The 16,999-nt window shown below is 57.4% G+C and carries 10 protein-coding genes; 4 read left to right on the top strand and 6 right to left on the bottom strand.

The features are described from left to right. Positions 1–14: 14 nt before the first annotated feature. The 4 genes from HMPREF3042_RS06410 to HMPREF3042_RS06395 are packed head-to-tail and all read right to left on the bottom strand — an operon-like array spanning position 15 to position 8,151. The gene (locus tag HMPREF3042_RS06410; protein ID WP_070856595.1) at positions 15–2,672 is read right to left on the bottom strand and encodes an ATP-binding protein; all 2,658 of its coding nucleotides are present in this window, start codon (positions 2,670–2,672) and stop codon (positions 15–17) included. A 3-nt stretch (positions 2,673–2,675) separates the two neighbouring features. Then, positions 2,676–3,851 carry a metallophosphoesterase family protein gene (locus HMPREF3042_RS06405; RefSeq protein ID WP_070856594.1) on the bottom strand — a complete coding sequence of 392 codons (1,176 nt, stop codon included), beginning with the start codon at positions 3,849–3,851 and terminating at the stop codon, positions 2,676–2,678. A 2-nt stretch (positions 3,852–3,853) separates the two neighbouring features. After that, positions 3,854–4,912 carry a hypothetical protein gene (locus HMPREF3042_RS06400; RefSeq protein ID WP_070856593.1) on the bottom strand — a complete coding sequence of 353 codons (1,059 nt, stop codon included), beginning with the start codon at positions 4,910–4,912 and terminating at the stop codon, positions 3,854–3,856. Beyond that, complete coding sequence (locus HMPREF3042_RS06395; protein ID WP_070856592.1) at positions 4,912–8,151, bottom strand: DEAD/DEAH box helicase; 3,240 nt, start codon at positions 8,149–8,151, stop codon at positions 4,912–4,914. The genes HMPREF3042_RS06400 and HMPREF3042_RS06395 overlap by 1 nt, the downstream gene beginning before the upstream one ends. A gap of 593 nt (positions 8,152–8,744) precedes the next feature. Here HMPREF3042_RS06395 and putP point away from each other — a divergent pair. The 3 genes from putP to HMPREF3042_RS06380 all read left to right on the top strand — a co-directional run bounded on the left by putP (position 8,745) and on the right by HMPREF3042_RS06380 (position 11,616). Beyond that, complete coding sequence (gene putP / locus HMPREF3042_RS06390; protein WP_070827410.1) at positions 8,745–10,268, top strand: sodium/proline symporter PutP; 1,524 nt, start codon at positions 8,745–8,747, stop codon at positions 10,266–10,268. Between the two features lie 133 nt (positions 10,269–10,401). Further along, positions 10,402–11,007 (top strand): HNH endonuclease family protein, encoded by a 606-nt coding sequence (locus tag HMPREF3042_RS06385; protein ID WP_246822352.1) that lies wholly within the window; start codon positions 10,402–10,404, stop codon positions 11,005–11,007. Positions 11,008–11,115: 108 nt separating this feature from the next. Next, on the top strand, positions 11,116–11,616 hold the full coding sequence (locus HMPREF3042_RS06380) for a DUF2269 domain-containing protein (RefSeq protein ID WP_070856590.1): 501 nt from the start codon (positions 11,116–11,118) through the stop codon (positions 11,614–11,616). A 141-nt stretch (positions 11,617–11,757) separates the two neighbouring features. On the opposite strand, the gene HMPREF3042_RS06375 is transcribed toward HMPREF3042_RS06380, so the two are convergent. After that, positions 11,758–13,938, bottom strand: a complete 2,181-nt coding sequence (locus HMPREF3042_RS06375; RefSeq protein WP_083327434.1) for a DEAD/DEAH box helicase — start codon at positions 13,936–13,938, stop codon at positions 11,758–11,760. 711 nt (positions 13,939–14,649) lie between these two features. Between HMPREF3042_RS06375 and HMPREF3042_RS06370 the strand changes: the two genes are divergently transcribed. Beyond that, positions 14,650–15,582, top strand: a complete 933-nt coding sequence (locus HMPREF3042_RS06370; RefSeq protein WP_070601564.1) for a bile acid:sodium symporter family protein — start codon at positions 14,650–14,652, stop codon at positions 15,580–15,582. Here HMPREF3042_RS06370 and HMPREF3042_RS06365 read toward each other — a convergent pair. Then, positions 15,579–16,961, bottom strand: a complete 1,383-nt coding sequence (locus tag HMPREF3042_RS06365; RefSeq protein ID WP_070601565.1) for an MFS transporter — start codon at positions 16,959–16,961, stop codon at positions 15,579–15,581. The genes HMPREF3042_RS06370 and HMPREF3042_RS06365 overlap by 4 nt on opposite strands. Positions 16,962–16,999 lie beyond the last annotated feature (38 nt).

Genomic DNA, 16,999 nt, shown 5'->3' with positions numbered 1-16,999 from the left:
ATGTACAGAGCCTACTATCTTGAAACCAAATCCTGAATTATCATAAACTCCGCTCCTGTCACACGATCAAAGCGGGCTTCATCGCACGTCAGGACTAATACCTGCATATCGCGCCCCGCTTTGGCAAGAGCATTATTCATCCGCCGCAAACGGTGTTCGTCTGAATAACCTAATGCATCATCAATAATCACCGGAGCGCCTTGCCCGCCCTCCATGACACCGGCAGCGGCCAAGCGCAGTAGAATGTCCAGCTGCTCCTGCGCTCCACCAGATAGCTCATCGACATCGAACTTGCCATCGGCATTGGACCGTGACTCAACCTGCAAGTCCTCATTCATCGTGAACTGAGTTCCCGCACCGAAAACACCGCCACCGTACTCTTCGAGCTTGCGGAGCAAGGGGTCAGCCAGCGCATTCCGCGATGCCGCGCGTGCCTGTGTCATTACCTCTATGAGAGTCTTGGCGGCAGCTGCACGTCGACGCATTGAATTCCGATCTCGCTGTGTTCGCTCCACTACTCCCTCAGCAGCTGCCAGTTTCTCATTCGCGCTGTCGAAATAGTCCAAGTGCACCCGAATCTCTTGCCGACGCTTTTCCAGCTCAGCCAGGCGATTCTCAACTGCATCCCGTCGCTGCTTAGCGCCCGCGAGCGATGCTTCCACGTCGTCGGCATCCCGCTGCGCTAGTTCCTTCTGGGCCGCAGCCAGTTGCTCTTCTGCCGCCTCATAGTCCTTGCCTCGGTTTTCCACCGCAGCAAAGATCTCGGCATCCGAGGCTTTTTCTCGCGTCGCCGTGAGCGAATCTTCGCGGACCTTCAGGACGGACCGAGCCCCTTCAAGCTCGCTGCTGGCCTTCGTATAGTTGGCGTATGCAGGACGCTTCTCCAGCTTCGACAAGCGCATATCAGCACTGTCGCGCTCCGACTCGGCATCCCTACGCCCCACTGCAGCTTCTTCCAGCCGGGACTTTGCCGATACCAGGTCAATCTCCGTCGGCGCTTCCTCGCCCGCAAGTTCCCGATACCGCTCGCCGTGTAATCGTGCTTCTTCCTTCGCATCGTCCAACTCTGCTGTGAGCTGGTGATACTCCACACCGTCGGACACCGCAGTTATGGATGTCTCCACCTGGAATTTTGCTTTTTCCGCTTCACGACGTCGTGTGTGTGCCTTTTGTGCTTCCGCGACAGAATCAGCGCCTGCCGCCTCAAGCTGTTCTTTGAGCGATGTCTCTGCTTTTTCTAGCTTGCGCTGCTGCGAATCTGAGCCGTCTCCGGGCTGGATAGCAACCGTGACGTCGCCGACTTCGATGGCCAATGGCTTAGTAACCGCACGTTGAACTGTCTCAGCCTCCGGAGCTAGCCCCACTTTCTCGCCGTCGACCGTGACCTCCTGCGCACTGCTAGCCGAGAGCTGCATACTCGGGCTCGATGCCTCCAGCACAGCGGTGGCTGTTGCAACTTCGCGTTCGCAGGTCAACAGTTTTTCCATTACCTCTTCGGTAACGGAATTCCGAGTAATTATCTCCTTGTGCTCTGCCAATTGCGCGCGGAGCGCATCGAGTTTCTCCACTCGCTTCGACAGGGCTTCAACCAAACCGCGCTTCTCTCCCAATGCAACTTCAGCTGCGGCCAGTTCTTCTGCCTTTCGAGCTTCGCGGTACGTGTTTACAACCGCATCGCGATCTTCCTGCGCCTTCTTTAAAGCTGCGACCTCCTTATCGAACGCTTCCTTAAATTCAGCAACTTTCTTCTCTGCGGCAGAATGCTGATCCTTGGCTTCTTGTGCCTGCTGAATGAAAGCTTCGCGCTCTTGCTGAGCCTGTTTAGCTAAGTCCAGCTGCTGCTTCGCCGCTGCAGAGACCTCCTGTGCCTGGGAGACGGCAACCCTGAATTTTTCGAGTTCTTCTAGTGCCTGGCCCCAGTGCTCGACTTCGTTTTGGGCTTCTGGCAACGATGCCCGCTGCGTTTGCTGGCTTTCTTCATTACGAGCAGCTTCCTCATTGAGCGCTTCGAATTCCCGGACCTTTTTCGCCGCTTCGTCGCGCACCTGCTGGGCTTCGGCCAGCTCCTTGTCTACGTCGGTAAGCTGCTTGCGCTCTTTGCCATTTTTTTGGAAATAGTTGCCGTATTCGGCTTCAACGGCTTCAAAAAGGCCTACCTCTTCTGCGGTTTCCGCGCGCTGCCCCGATGCCGACTGCAGTGCGCTAGTGACCTGTGCATAACCGCCCAAGGAGAGGGTCTTTTGTGCTTGCCCCTGTTCAGCAACGAAAACCTGCCACAGGTTCTTGGTATCTGCATTGTGCATTCGGGCGGCCAGCCACTCCTCCGCCTGGTCATCTTTGAGAACCTCGGCTGTCGGAGAGTGGACGGTGACGATTGTGCCGGTGTCCTTGGTGCTACCAAAGATCTTGTCCAGCGTAAATTCGTAGCCGTCAAGCTCCAGCCGGAGCTTAACCTGCGGCTTTTCCTGGCTGGAGTGACTGTTCAGACTAAGCGCTTCGCTTGACTTGGACTTCCATTTTGTCGTCAGTGCAACGTGAATAGCTTTGGCGATTGTCGTCTTACCCGACTCGTTTTCACCGGAAATCACTACCACGCCACGCTCGGCGAGCCCTGTGATTGAGAGTGAATCAATCGCACGTACATTGTGTAATTCGATGTCGTGAAAACGCATGATCTATTCCTTCTCTCCGGCTAGGCGGGCCAGCAAGCGAAGCGCATCAGCTGCTGCGGTGGTTTCAGATTCTGATAGGGGGCTACCACTCTCGGTTCGCCCTTTACTCAAGACCGTTAGTTTTTCTGCAGCTATGAGCGGATAGCCGGTGAGATTGAGATTAGAGATATCCCCTTCGGACGGAACCACCGTTAAATCGGAGCCACTTTCCCGGCGATAAAGTGCAGCGAAAAGCTGTTGGTACTGCTCAAGTCGGTTTTCAAAGGTAGTCGACTCTGACAGTGTCACGGTTCCTCGCAATGAATACTTCACCGCTGTGTCTGTCTTCGCCTCGATACCGTCCAGTTCAGCAAAGAACTCATCGAGGTCTTCCGCGCCAGTGATATCCATGTCGATGGCATGAAAAGCCCACTGCCCCACTCGGTGGGAGGCCACGGTGACTGAGCCTTTTTCGGGGTCGTCCTCTGCGATGTCGACGACTAGCGCATTGCCGGAATCCCGTTCTTTGTCGTCATACGCTGTGGTTTCGTGTGCGCCGGAGAAATAAACTCTGCCAGCATGGTCAAGTTGGCTCGTGGAGTGGGAATCCCCCAGCGCCACATAGTGCAACGCCCCACGGTCAATAGCCTGTTCCAAGCTGGTCAAATCAATGGTGGCTCCCGCATCAGCACCAAAGCCTTCTACTTGGCCGTGTGCGACCATCACTCGGATTCCATCGGCCGGCTCAAGCTCCGTGGCTATTTCCGCCACGATGTCGTCTGCCGAATACTTGCCGCGTACTGGCACACCGATGAGTTCCACCCCGTCACGGATGGAAATGGGCTGGCTGTCGCGAATTACGTAAACTCCTCGGTCTTCCAAAGATTCGAAAGCGCTACGTCGATAAATGGAAGAAGCATCAAGCGCATCATGGTTGCCGGGCAGGAGATACACCGGCACGGGTAGCTTGGCTATTCGCTCAAGAGCCCGCAAGAACACCTTGTCCGGCAGTGTATTGGAATCGAACACGTCTCCAGCGACGACGATGAACTCAGCGCCCTCGCTGGTCGCCAACTCACCGATGCGGTCGATGGCGTTGAGGCGACTTTCGTGGAACCTAGCTTGGGCTTCACCGCCATCGAGCTCTAGGAACCACCGAGTCATTCCCAGTTGCCAATCTGAGGTGTGAATGAATTTCATGACTAGTGCTCCTTTTGTCCCAGGCTCAGCGATTCCTGCAGATGTTGCCAACAATCTTCCAAATCGGCGACTGCACGAATGGTCTCTCTCGAAATTACGCAGGTTGGCTGCAATGCTTCATGCAGCAAACTACGGTCGGTAACTGTTAGTGGGTCAATAACCTCGAGCGAAGGAACACTGACTCGTTCCAAATCATTGCCCCAGTAGTCGGCTTCGACTGCGAAAAGCTCAGCAACCTTTTTCTGCTCGTTGTCACCGCCATCTTTTCCACCAGCGCCATCCGAGTTCTGGGCGGTTTTATTGGGATCTTCCCGAACCGCACCGCCAAGTCCGAGGCGCTTTGGCGCAGTCCGGTTTCGCAGCTGTGTTAGTTCCTGAAGCCGGCGTTGCAATTCGCGCTGCGGATAATCGCGCAGCTGCAGTAGCGACAGCGGATCGCGGTCGATATCAGCGACAAGTTGAGCGGCAACTGCAACTGTGTGCTTACACACAGGTGCCGGGTCCGGGCAGGTGCATTCGCTGTAAATGTGCTCTTCACCATCGCACAACAGCATTTCCATCTGCTCATACGGCAACTCGCCGTGCTCAAACTCTGTGAAGGCCGACGGATTGTTCACCAACCACCGCAGTACATCGTCAGTTTGTTTCTGCTCCCGCCGTGGGAACCGAATAAAGACTGAGAATGGTTCCGGCTGGCTGCCCTGCACTTCCCCGATGATGTAACCATCCGCGATTCGAAGCCCGAGCACATTGCCGTCGAACCTGTACTTCTCGCCTCTGTGAACACGACCCGAATCGGCGCCACGGATGATGAACTCCCACACCCACCGGGCAAAAGTAGTACGGGGCTCGACCGCCACACGCGCTGAGGTTCCACGTCGCTGCTGCCCGGTAAATGCACCAGCCCAGTCCTGGGTGGCCAGGAGCTTTTCAATCGTCGAGCTGGTTGCTGGCGCGCTTCGCGCCGTAGTCCTTTTACGACCGCGCTTTCCAGAGGGGCCCTTGCCAAACTCGGCAAAGATGACATTGTCGCCCCATGTCACGTCTCCGTCACCGGCCATTAGTACCACCTCTTCTGGACTCTAAACGGTGTCACATTGTTGGGAATCGAATCGTCATCCGAGGTTGCGGAATCCGATGCCGTGGCCTCTGGGTTCACCCCATCGGTCACCGTCCCACCGGACTTTGACTCCGCTGCGTCCATCGATTCACGCAGTGACTGAATCTTGTCCTTGTCCAATTGCCACAGAGACCGCAAACGGTGAAAATCCATCTCCGTCAGCTTGGTTTCGCCAGCACGCACAACTGCATCGGCCAATTCTGCTTTTTCAAAAATCAGCTCGTCGATGCGTTCTTCAAGCGTTCCAACACTGACCAGCTTGTGCACGTGCACGTCTTTACGCTGACCGATGCGGTAGGAACGGTCCGTGGCCTGGTTTTCAACCGCTGGATTCCACCACCTGTCAATGTGAATGACGTGGTTGGCAGCAACCAGGTTGATGCCGACACCCGCTGCGAGAGTCGATAGCAAAATGATTGGCGGACCGTCCGGGGCATTAAACTCTGCCACTACTTTCTCGCGCTGTCCCGGAGTCATTGCCCCCTGAATAAACGGAATGTCCACGCCCAAGCGCTTGCTGAAATGAGGGGCAAGCATCTTGCCAAACTCCACGAACTGCGTGAACACAAGCGCGCGTTCACCGTTTTGCACAATCTCATCGACGAGCTCTTCCAACCGTGCGACCTTGCCCGAGCGATGCTGCCCATGATTGAGCAGCCCCGAGCCGTCGTGCTGGTAGTGCGCTGGGTGGTTGCAAATCTGCTTCAACTTCATGATGCCGCCGAGGATGATGCTCTTTCGCCCGAAGCTGCCAGAACGATTCCGCTTCGAGCGCTTGAGCTTGTCCTCGATATCCTTCACGGCCTCCTGATACAAGAAAGCCTGCTCCGTCGTGAGAGGAACCATCTCCACCTGCTCATTCTTCTTGGGCAGGTCCGGCGCGATAGCTGGATCCGACTTGAGTCGGCGCAGGATAAAAGGTGCTGTAATCGACTGTAATTGCAGCAGCATTTCCGCATTCCCATCACGCTCGATGGGAATCGCAAACTTGTTGCGAAATGCATTCGCTGAGCCCAGCATGCCTGGATTACAGAAATCCATGATGGTGCGCAGTTCGCCCAAGTCATTTTCCACCGGAGTACCAGTCATGGCGATGTTGTGTCGCGAGCCCAGGCTCCGCAGCGCTCTGGATACCTGTGCGTTGGGGTTCTTAATTGCCTGTGCTTCGTCAGCAATCACATGATCCCACTGCACTTGGGCGAGTTCGTTCACATCTCGGGTAGCAACACCATAGGTCGTCACAACAACATCGTGTTTTCCGATAAATTCTTGTAGTTCTCCACCATGAGGGCGGTTTGAACCATGCAGCAGCCCAACCTTAAGCTCTGGAGTGAACTTTGCCGCTTCTGCTGCCCAGTTGCGCAACACACCTGTCGGAACCACCAGCAGCGAAGTCTTGTGCTCTTGAGCCGTAGCATCTGCTTTCCGACGGCAGCGCTCATACTCCAACAGCGCCAGAATTTGCACAGTCTTACCGAGCCCCATGTCATCAGCGAGAATGACACCAAAGCCGCGGTTGGACATATCCGCCAGCCACTCCACACCGCGCTGTTGATACTCCCGCAGCTCACCGACAAAACTCGGTGGCACCTCGACCGACTCTGCGAGGGGCGTGGAACCGTCTGAGTACTTCGACACCAACGCCTTGAGCCAAGAGGGATCCCTGGGGGCGACTGGCACTGCTGCTGGAGCTTGCGACTCCAAGCCACCGTCGAAGACCAGCTCTTTCAGGGTGGCTTGCCCCTTACCGGTTTCCTCCCCGGCCTTGGTCTGCTCCACCAAAAACTTCAGGGCTTCCCTAGCTACCTCTGGGTTCGCGTGCACCCAATGGTCTCGCAGATGCACTAGCCCCGTACTCGATGCAGCGAGCTCACGCATTTCCGCTTCCGTCAGTACGGCATCCCCCACGGCCAGCTTCCACTCGTAATCAACCAGTTGGTCAAATCCGAGTTTCGGTTCCGAACGGCGCCCAGCAGGCCCCGTCGGATCTAACTGGACGACTTCAGTGTGCAACTGCAGGGTAGTCTCCACTGACTTCCAGTTCGGCGGCAGCATCACATCGATATCAACCTTTGCCAGCTGCGAGATGCCATCAGTCATAAGCTCTATCAGCTGCTCTGAGGTCAGCAGCAGATCCAAGCCCGGGTGTCCCGCTGCTTTCGCATATTTGAGCGTTGGGAATGCCTCCTGTGCCGCCAATAGCTGCGGGCGAAGCAGCGACAGCACGGACCGGCGACACATGTCTGGATTCAGGCGCTCCGGAGCTGCGACGCCGATGCGGTAGTACATCCGCAATGGCCATAGAGTCTCATGTTCCACCGCAGCTGAACGAGGATTGAAGCGAGTTACTGAGCCGCCTTCTTCATCCGCTCGATTCCGCAACTCCAACAGCTGCGGAAGATCCACATCCGGCAAGTCTTCCAGCTGGCCTTCAAAACCAACAGGTTCCTGCACCATTAGCTGCAGACGAACATCCTCACCATCGGCCGACAGCCTCCACTTTGCCAGTGACTGCGCCACCCCCGGCGTCGCACGCCCCAGGGACTGAGACTGCAACAACGACCGCACGAAACTCTGCCGCTGTTCTGCCGGTTCATCCAGATCGGCCAGAAGCGCGTTGGTGACCCAATGAAACATCCGATTGATGAAATCCTCAGCCACCGTGGCGCCTCCGTTATCAATCAATACCGGTGGTGTACGAGAAATGACCTGACTCTGCCAAGCAATCTCACTCAGCCCCTCCGACATCCGCCACGTCGGCCACCACTCATTGTCCTCCCATGTCAGCGCCACCAATGCCCGCCCAGAGCGTGCGAAAGCATCCAATCCCTGTACAGCATCCACAAAGAACCGAAGATCCGGCGCCATCGCCGCCGAGGAAACTTCCTCCTGCAATTGCACCAGTGCCGTCACCGCAGCCCATGGCGGGAACACCCATGTGGGTACCGCTTTCTCTACTGCCCGCCCCTTCGGTGTGCGCAGTTTTAGCGTCAGTTGCGCTCGACTCCCCTGGTCCAGCACTGCAAAAAGCCGACGCTGATGCGCCGGGACTTCCAGCAAATCCACGTCCGCAATAATCCGGTGCCCCTCTGGCCGCTCCACCCATAGGTGAAGACCCGAATCATCTTTCCAGACCGCGTGCAGCAGCAACGGCACCGCTGACTTAGCAACTTGGTCCATTACTTCCTCCCCACTGCTTGCTCAGTCATCGCCTGCTCAGTCATCACCGTCTAATCACCCGGCGACTTCGCCACCAGATATTTGTTCAATGAAGATTCTGCCACGCACCCCGGATCAGCTTTTCCACCACACCACAATATTAGCACGCATGTTCGAATTATGTATCTTGCAAAAATTACTCCCCTTCTGCCCAAATACCCCTTTTCCCAGGTAATTTGTCGCACTTAACCGATTTTTAAAAGCTTTTTCAACGCTTCTTATCTTGCAATGCAGCGCATCACATGAAAACGTCGTATAGGCCACAAGAATTAAAAATGTGTGACTCGTGCAATAGTTCTGCCATGGTTCGCATGTGCCAGTAGGCTCCGATGACTGTCGAAGATAGTCCGGAAGCTGAAGCTGTGTTGAATCGCGAACCGCAGGTTCCACCGTGGACGTCGGCCACTTTTTGGCTCGATGCTGCCGCGTCGCTGTGAACGTCGTCAAGCAGACTTGATTAAGCGAAATTGAGTTGTGCGCCGAAAATGCTTTTTGGTGCGCTAGGTAGTGCGCGAGTCCGACTGTACGATTAATAAATAATGAGGAGTTGCCCTGTGGACCAACACACATGGTTCATCATCGCACTAGTCATTTATCTGCTGTTGATGGTCTACATCGGTTGGACCGGATGGAAAAAGACTGCAGAGTATGACGAATACATGATTGGCGGCCGCGGCCTACATCCGTTCGTCGCGGCACTGTCAGCGGGTGCATCGGACATGTCCGGCTGGCTGCTGATGGGTCTGCCCGGCGCGATTTACCTTTCGGGTCTGAACCAGACCTGGATTGCAATCGGCCTGGTCGCAGGCGCATGGCTGAACTGGAAGTTCACCGCACCACGCCTGCGTAGTTACACCAAGATTGCTCGTAACTCGATTACCGTGCCGTCGTTCCTGGAGAATCGTCTGCACGATACGTCGAAGGTGCTGCGCGTTGCCGCAGGCCTGATTATTTTGCTGTTCTTCACCTTCTACGTCTCCTCGGGCATGGTGGCAGGTGGCCGTTACTGGGAGTCGACGTTCGGTGGCAACTACCTCGTCGGCATGCTGTTGGTAGCGGCTATCACTGTCGCGTACACCCTGTTCGGTGGCTTCCTGGCGGTGTCTTACACAGACACGGTGCAGGGCATCATTATGTTCATCGCACTGCTGGCGGTTCCGACTGTCGGCATCATCTACCTAATCAACAATGGCAACTCCGCCTCGGACATCTTCAGCTTTGCTGCTAACAACCCCTACCCGGGCAGCGAGGGACAGCCGGTTGAGGCCTTCTTCGATCCGTTCGCTGGCATTCCGCTAATCACGATTATCGGTCTGCTCGGCTGGGGTCTGGGCTACTTCGGCCAGCCGCACATTATCGTTCGCTTCATGGCTCTGCGTAGTGCAAAGGACGCAACCGAGGGCCGCCGCTGGGGCGTTGGCTGGCAGGCACTGTGCATGCTCGGCTCCGTCCTCGTGGCGCTGACCGCAACTGTTTTCTTCGCTACGAACCCAGATGCTTCGGTCACTGATGCGTCTTCCTACGAGACTATCTTCCTGGACATGACCCGCATCCTGTTCCACCCGCTGATTGCAGGCCTGATTCTGACTGCAGTACTGGCAGCAATCATGTCCACCATTTCCTCGCAGCTGCTGGTGTCTTCCTCCGCGCTAATCGAGGACCTGTTCAAGGCAACGGTCAACAAGTCCCTGCGTCCGAAGACCTACATGGCTCTCTCCCGCGTCGCCGTCGCGCTGATCGCCATCATCGCCGCAATCATCGCTGCTAACCCGAACAGCTCCATTCTGGATCTGGTTGGCTTCGCGTGGGCTGGCTTCGGCTCGGCATTCGGCCCGGTGCTGCTGGCCGCCCTCTACTGGTCGCGCCTGAACACGCCAGGTGCTGCTGCCGGCATGATCACCGGTGCGGTTGTCTCCTTCGCATGGGGCATGAGCTCGCTCAGCGACACTCTCTACGAGATCGTCCCGGGCTTCGCCGCTGCAACTGTCGTGATGATCATCGTCACGCTGGCCACGAAGGAACCGAATGAGAAGATCAAGGAAGAGTTCGACCACGCAGCAAAGCAGGCTCTGGTCTAACGCTTCGATCTAAGCTTGGCCTCCGCTAGCCCCACAGGCTAGCCCCGGCGCATACCTACAAGGGAACCGAAAAAGTATTTTTCGCGCCCAACTAGGTATGCGCCCTTTTTTATTTGCCATCCTAGCCGCCGTCTTGACCGCCGCCTTTGTCTCATCCTTTGCACTTACGCGAGTTCTCGTCACATCCTCCCCCGCTGGGCCGGACGCGGAAGCCGTCGTCAAGCAACTGCGCACTGTGCGCGTCGTCGCAGGCCGCCCCACCGTCACCGGGTACAAGCGCGAGCGCTTCGACGTCTGGGCAGGTTCTGCCGATTGCAATACACGCCATAAAGTGTTGGCGGCGTGGTTCGGGGGCTCTGTATGTTCGCTTGACGACGACTCCCTGCGCGAAATCCCCGACCCTTACACGGGTGACCCGGTGGGGGCGCATGAGGTCGATATCGACCACATTTATCCGTTGGCAGCGGCGTGGGATTTCGGAGCCTACACCTGGGATGCCGAGCGGCGTCGGCGATTTGGCAACGATATCGAGACCAACCTCGTGCCTACGCGAAGCGCAGTCAACCGGGATAAAGGCGATGCCAGCCCGGCCGAATGGCTTCCTGCGGATACGAAGGCGTGTGGCTATTCGCAGCGTTACTTAGCGGTGGCCATTAAATGGGACCTGCCCGTATCTTCGGCAGACTGGACGGCGCTGGCAGCTGCGTGTGGTATCCCCGCGGGGAAAGGCACGAAATAGAGAAAAAGGTGCGAGCACGTTAAGTTAAGGACTGGTCTTAATAAGGAAATATCCAGGCCACTCCTCGCTTGAACGCGAGGCCTACATTCAGTCGTGGAAAGGTAATACGTGCAAAACGTAGTTCTTATGGTTCACGTCCTAGCGGCAATTCTGCTGCTTGGACCGGTGACTGTCGCAATTTCGATGTTCCCGAAGCTCGCGCTTGCAGCCCGCGGCGGAGAGGCTGGAACGGTCGGCTCCGCGCGCACCATGCACGCCATTTCGCGCACCTACGGCATGTGGTCGCTGCTCGTGCCGCTGCTCGGCTTCGGTGTCATGTTCACCGATGTGTCGGCCTACATGAAGTCCGGGGCAATGCACGCCGCAATCCTGCTGGCGATCATCGCCTGGGCACTGCTGTTCTTCCTGATTATTCCGCGTCAGCGTCTGATGATGGCCGGCCTCGGCATCGCTGACGAAGACGAGGATGTCAACGACCCGGAGTTCATCGAACGTCGCAAGAAGGCTGACGAGCTCGACTGGGACAAGCAGAAGGGCCAGCTGGCCATGTTCTCCGGCATCTTCTCCCTGCTGTGGGTTGTCGCCGGCATCCTGATGTTCTTCATCTAGAGCACACGCTCAGACACAATAAAACTGCCGGTGCGCCTGTACGTTTCGGCCCGACTTTTAGGGCTGGGAAGTACATGCGCACCGGCAGTTTTTTTATTTTCTAGGTCAGCGCCACGGACGGTGGTCGCCTGCCCAACAGGTCTAGCGGCGTCCGCCTCGGTAACCACCGCGGCGGTCATCCCGGTCACCACGGTAGCCACTGCGACCGCGTCCGCCACCGCGACGATCGCCACGTTCATCGCGACCGCGACCACGACCGCCGAAACCGTCACCGTCATCGAAGTTTCCACGGTAGCTACCCCGGCCACGTCCGCCACCACGGCGGTCATCGCGGCCACGACCACCACGGTATCCTCCGCGACCGCGGCCGCCATCACGACGATCGCCACGGTAGCCACCACGGCCACCTCGGTAGTCATCGCTGTCGTCGACCGAGGTGCCGTCGTCAAGCTTCAGCCCAATGAGCTGGCCGGAAATGCGGGTATCGGAGAGGTTGTTGATGACTTCTTGCGGCAGGTTGGCCGGCAGTTCGACCAAGGTGTGGTCGCCACGGATGTCGATGTGTCCGAAGTCCTTGGAGGACAGGCCGCCCTCGTTGGCGATGGCGCCCACGATGGCACCCGGGCGAACGTGCTGGCGACGACCGACGCTGATGCGGTAGGTTGCGGTGCCCTCGCGTTCGAATTCGACCAGGTCAGCGCGCTTGTCCTGACCTCGCTCACCACGGGAGCGACCATCGCGGCCACGATTGCGGTCGCGGTCGAAACGATCACGGTCACGATTATTACGACGGCCACGCGGTGGCTCCTTCATCAGGAAGTCGCCCGACTGTGCCTGCGCAGCGATAGCAGCGGCGATATCAACCAGCGGGGTGTCGTGCTCTTCTGCGTACTCCTCGATGAGCTCGCGGAAGACCGGAACCTGCGAATCAGCAAGCGCCTCAGTCAAGTCATCAGCGAACTTCTGCTTGCGAGAGTCGTTGACCTCATCGACGGTCGGCAGCTTCATCTCGTGCAGCTGCGACTTGGTTGCACGCTCAATCGAGCGCAGCAGGCGCCCCTCACGCGGAGTGACAAACAGCAGCGCCTCACCGGAGCGGCCAGCGCGACCGGTACGACCAATGCGGTGGACGTAGGACTCAGTGTCGTGCGGAATGTCGTAGTTGACCACGTGGGAAATGCGGTCAACGTCCAGGCCGCGAGCAGCAACATCGGTTGCCACCAGGATGTCCAGGCGACCGTCCTTGAGCTGATCAATCGTGCGCTCACGCAGAGTCTGCGGGATGTCGCCGTTGATGGCGGCAGCGGAGAATCCGCGGGCACGCAGCTTCTCGGCGAGCTCCTCGGTCTCGTGCTTGGTACGCACGAACATGATCATCGCTTCAAATTCCTCGACCTCGAGGATGCGGGTCAGCGCGTCCAGCTTGTTGCGGTGGCTGACCATCAGGAAGCGCTGGCGAATATTGTCCGCAGTGCGAGTCTGGGACTTGACGGTGATCTCTTCCGGCTCCGTCAGGTACTGCTTGGACAGGCGACGAATCGAAGCCGGCATGGTAGCCGAGAACAGTGCGACCTGCTTGTCATCCGGAGTGTCGGCAAGAATGCGCTCGACATCCTCCTGGAAGCCCATCTGCAGCATCTCATCGGCCTCGTCCAGTACCAGGAAGCGCAGGTCGGAGATGTCCAACGAGCCCTTTTCCAGGTGGTCGATGACACGACCCGGCGTGCCGACGATAATCTGTGCACCTCGACGTAAACCCGACAGCTGCACTCCGTAGGACTGACCACCGTAGATTGGCAGGACCTGAATCTTGCCCAGGTGATCAGCAAACGACTGGAAGGAATCCGCAACCTGCAGTGCCAGCTCACGGGTCGGAGCGAGCACCAGCGCCTGCGGTGCGCGGACGGAGCGATCAATGCGAGCCAGAATCGGCAGCGCGAACGCCGCGGTCTTACCGGTACCAGTCTGAGCCAGGCCGACGACGTCGCGGCCGCTCATCAGAGTCGGGATAGTTGCAGCCTGAATTGGGGACGGAGTCTCAAACCCAACCTTGCGAACTGCATTGACAATGTCATCGGGCAGCTCAAGCTCATCGAAGCCGACGGTGTCGTCGTCGTTGTCGTCTTTGTTCTTTTCGGCCTTCTTCTCGGCCTCGGCAGTCTTTTCTACCTTCTCGGTCTTTTCCTCAGCGGCCTTCTCTTCGACCACCGGTGCTTCCTCGGCCACTACATCCTCGGCCTTCACAATTGCGTCCTCGCGCTGGTTTTCGCGCTGATCCTCACGGTTTTCCTCGACGCTGCCATTCATTTCATTATTAGCCATTTGGGGCTCTTCCTGGGCCTTTTTGCCCGCACACTCAATATTCAACAGTTGATTACTCACAGTTGGGTCGCACATACATGACCCGCCCAATTTACGTTCTAGTTTTCAGTGCTCTCACGTCGGAATTGCGATGACATCGCTTCTCTTGCACATACTTCGAAAAATTGCGCCCAAACCCAATTCAGCTTTTACTTCCGAGGAGGGGCGCCCATCATGCACTATGCACTCTCAAGCGTTTCACCAGCGAATTTATACCGCTGCCAGATTCTCTGCGACATTGTCGTCAGGATTTCACACCGACTGCCCAGACTACGCCACCGTCGGTCAAAAAACCATTTCCCGTCAGCAAGGTCACAACACAAGGTGGTCGATTTCTTGGATGAGGCCCGGCGCTGGGGCCGTCGTCAAGCGAGCACATTGCACCCACTTCGGGGCGCCTATTTTGCAATTTGCCGGGGTGAGGTGGCTAACATTTTCCCTACACGTTTGTACACATATCAGCTATTTTCCGCCGTGGAACACCCACCGTTCGGCGGATTTTTGCAATTTCGCAACGTATAAACCCAAGGTCGCTAGAGAATGTCCAGCAATAACAACGCACCAGAAACGCAGCCGTCTTCGCCCCGGCAGTCCCCGCTAAAACCACATTCTCCCAAGGAGATTTCTGGGAATGGCGAGCAGGAAAATAAGGCACCGTCGAAGCTCTCGGCGATGATTGAGGTTCTCGGATTTCCGGGCTTTATTTTGGCGGGTTCGGCGCTGGCATTCTTCTTCCCCGCCCCGTTTACTCCGCTGACGGACTACATCACGTACTTCCTGATGATCATCATGTTCGCGATGGGCCTCACCCTGACCATTCCGGACTTTAAGCAGGTCGCTAAGCGCCCGTTGGCGATTCTCTTCGGCGTCATTGCGCAGTTTGTCATCATGCCGCTGCTAGCAATTGCCGTGGCTAAAGCTCTCGGACTCAATCCGGCACTCGCCGTCGGCCTGCTGATGCTGGGCTCCGTCCCAGGCGGCACCTCATCGAACGTTATCGCTTACCTGGCACGCGGTGATGTCGCGCTGTCCGTCGCTATGACCAGCGTGTCGACGCTGGTCTCGCCGATTATGACGCCGTTTCTCATGCTCGTGCTTGCCGACGCGCACACGGAGGTCGACGGCCTCGGGATGGCATGGAGCCTCTGCCAGACAGTCCTCCTGCCTGTGGTTGGTGGCCTGATCATTCGCTTTGTGGCCGACTCGTTTATCAATAAAATCCTGCCGATTCTGCCATGGATTTCCATCCTCGGTATCGGCGGCGTGGTCTTCGGTGCCGTGGCCAAGAACGCAGAGAGCCTGGCGAACATTGGCCTGATTGTGTTTGTGGCTGTGATTATCCACAACGTCTTGGGTTACGTACTCGGCTTCTTTGCAGGCCAGCTGGTGGGGATGCCGACTTCGGGCAAGCGCACGGTGGCCGTGGAGGTCGGCACGCAATCCGCGGGTCTGTCCTCCGGTATGGCGGCGAAGTTCTTTACCCCAGAGGCCGCGCTTCCGGGTGCGGTGGCCGCGGTGGTGCACAACATTACTGGCGCTATCTATGTGGCTATTTGCCGAAAGTTGGATGAAGAAAAGGAAGCTAGCAAATCCGCTTCTGCTTAAGCTGTTTTCGCTTCGGCTTCTTTGGCTCCGCTGTTCGATGAGTGGGCTGGTAGAGTCTCGCGCCCGAAGATCCAGCCCACCATTGCGACCAGAGAAATGACACCGCAAACAAAGAAACCGGCCTTGAATCCTGCGGCATCCACGATTGCGCCGACAATCAGCGGGCCGGAGATTGCTCCGAAGTCCTGAGCCATTTGGAAATTGGCGAGCACCTTTCCACCTTGGCGGTTGGCGCCGATGACGTCGGCAAGCACGGCCTGCTGCGATGGATTAATCATGCCAGCGCCAAAGCCCGCAAGGACGGAGAGAATCAGTAGCGGAATGGCGCCGCTGCTAAATCCGATAGCGCCCGTGAACACGCCGTTGATAAATAACCCCGTGATGAGCAGAGGGCGACGGCCGATGCGGTCGGACAAACGACCGGAAAACTGCAGCGCGGTAACATTGCCGAGTGCGAAGGCCGTCAGCGCGAAACCAGCTGTGGCAGTGGCAGCTACTGCCCCATCGCTGCCCGGTTCTGGGGCGCCGACATGGGAAAACGTTGCTGCGGCGAACAGCGGGACAATCGCGACGCGCACGCCGAAGTTCGACCAACCGTTGGCGAAGGCTCCGACTAGTGCGCTTCGGTATGCCGAGTCCCGGATTGCCTCGGAGAACTTCAGCACAGGGGTCGTGCGCTTGGGCACTACGTGGCGAAGGTGCTCCGCACTCAGCGACATGCCGACCACAATCGTTGCCACAATCAGCGCGCCACCGTAGATGAAAAACGGCACCCGCATGCCCCATGCGCCCATCGCAGCACCAATAATTGGGCCAAAGACATTGCCCAACAGGAAGGCTGTGCCGTAGGCGGCCGAGCTCTTACCGCGGATCTCCGGCGGTGAAATCCGCACAATCAGCCCCATTGCCGAGACCGTGAACATCGTCGAACCGATGCCGCCGAGTGCACGAAACGCCAGCAGTTGCCAATAAGTCTGCGCAATACCGACGAGCAAAGTCGAGAGCGCGACAATGCTGATGCCGGTCAGGTACGTGCGTCGATATCCGAGCTTCTCTACCAGTGAGCCCGATGCCGGCGCGAAGATTAGCCGAAAAATGGAGAACGAACTGACCACGAAGCTGGCCGCGAACACACCCACATCGAAGCTGCGTGCGTACTGCGGAAGAATCGGAGCAATCAGCCCGAAGCCCAGCGCAATGATGAACGCGGCGCTGACCAGAATCCAGATCTCTCGCGGAATCGGCTGTTTAGTTCGGTCTAATTCACTCGACTGAGGACCCAGACCTTGTGACTCGCTTCCCACCTCCGATGCAATAGCTGGCTGAGATTCGCACTTTGCTTTACGACGAAGCAGGTCGCGCGAACGGGAAGCTGACAAGGTAACGGTCCTTTCTTGCTCAGTTGACCGATTTCAAT

It is taken from the genome of Corynebacterium sp. HMSC074C05 (assembly GCF_001838325.1).
GTDB classification, from domain to species: Bacteria; Actinomycetota; Actinomycetes; order Mycobacteriales; family Mycobacteriaceae; genus Corynebacterium; species Corynebacterium amycolatum.
This window is presented reverse-complemented; position numbering and strand designations above follow the sequence as displayed.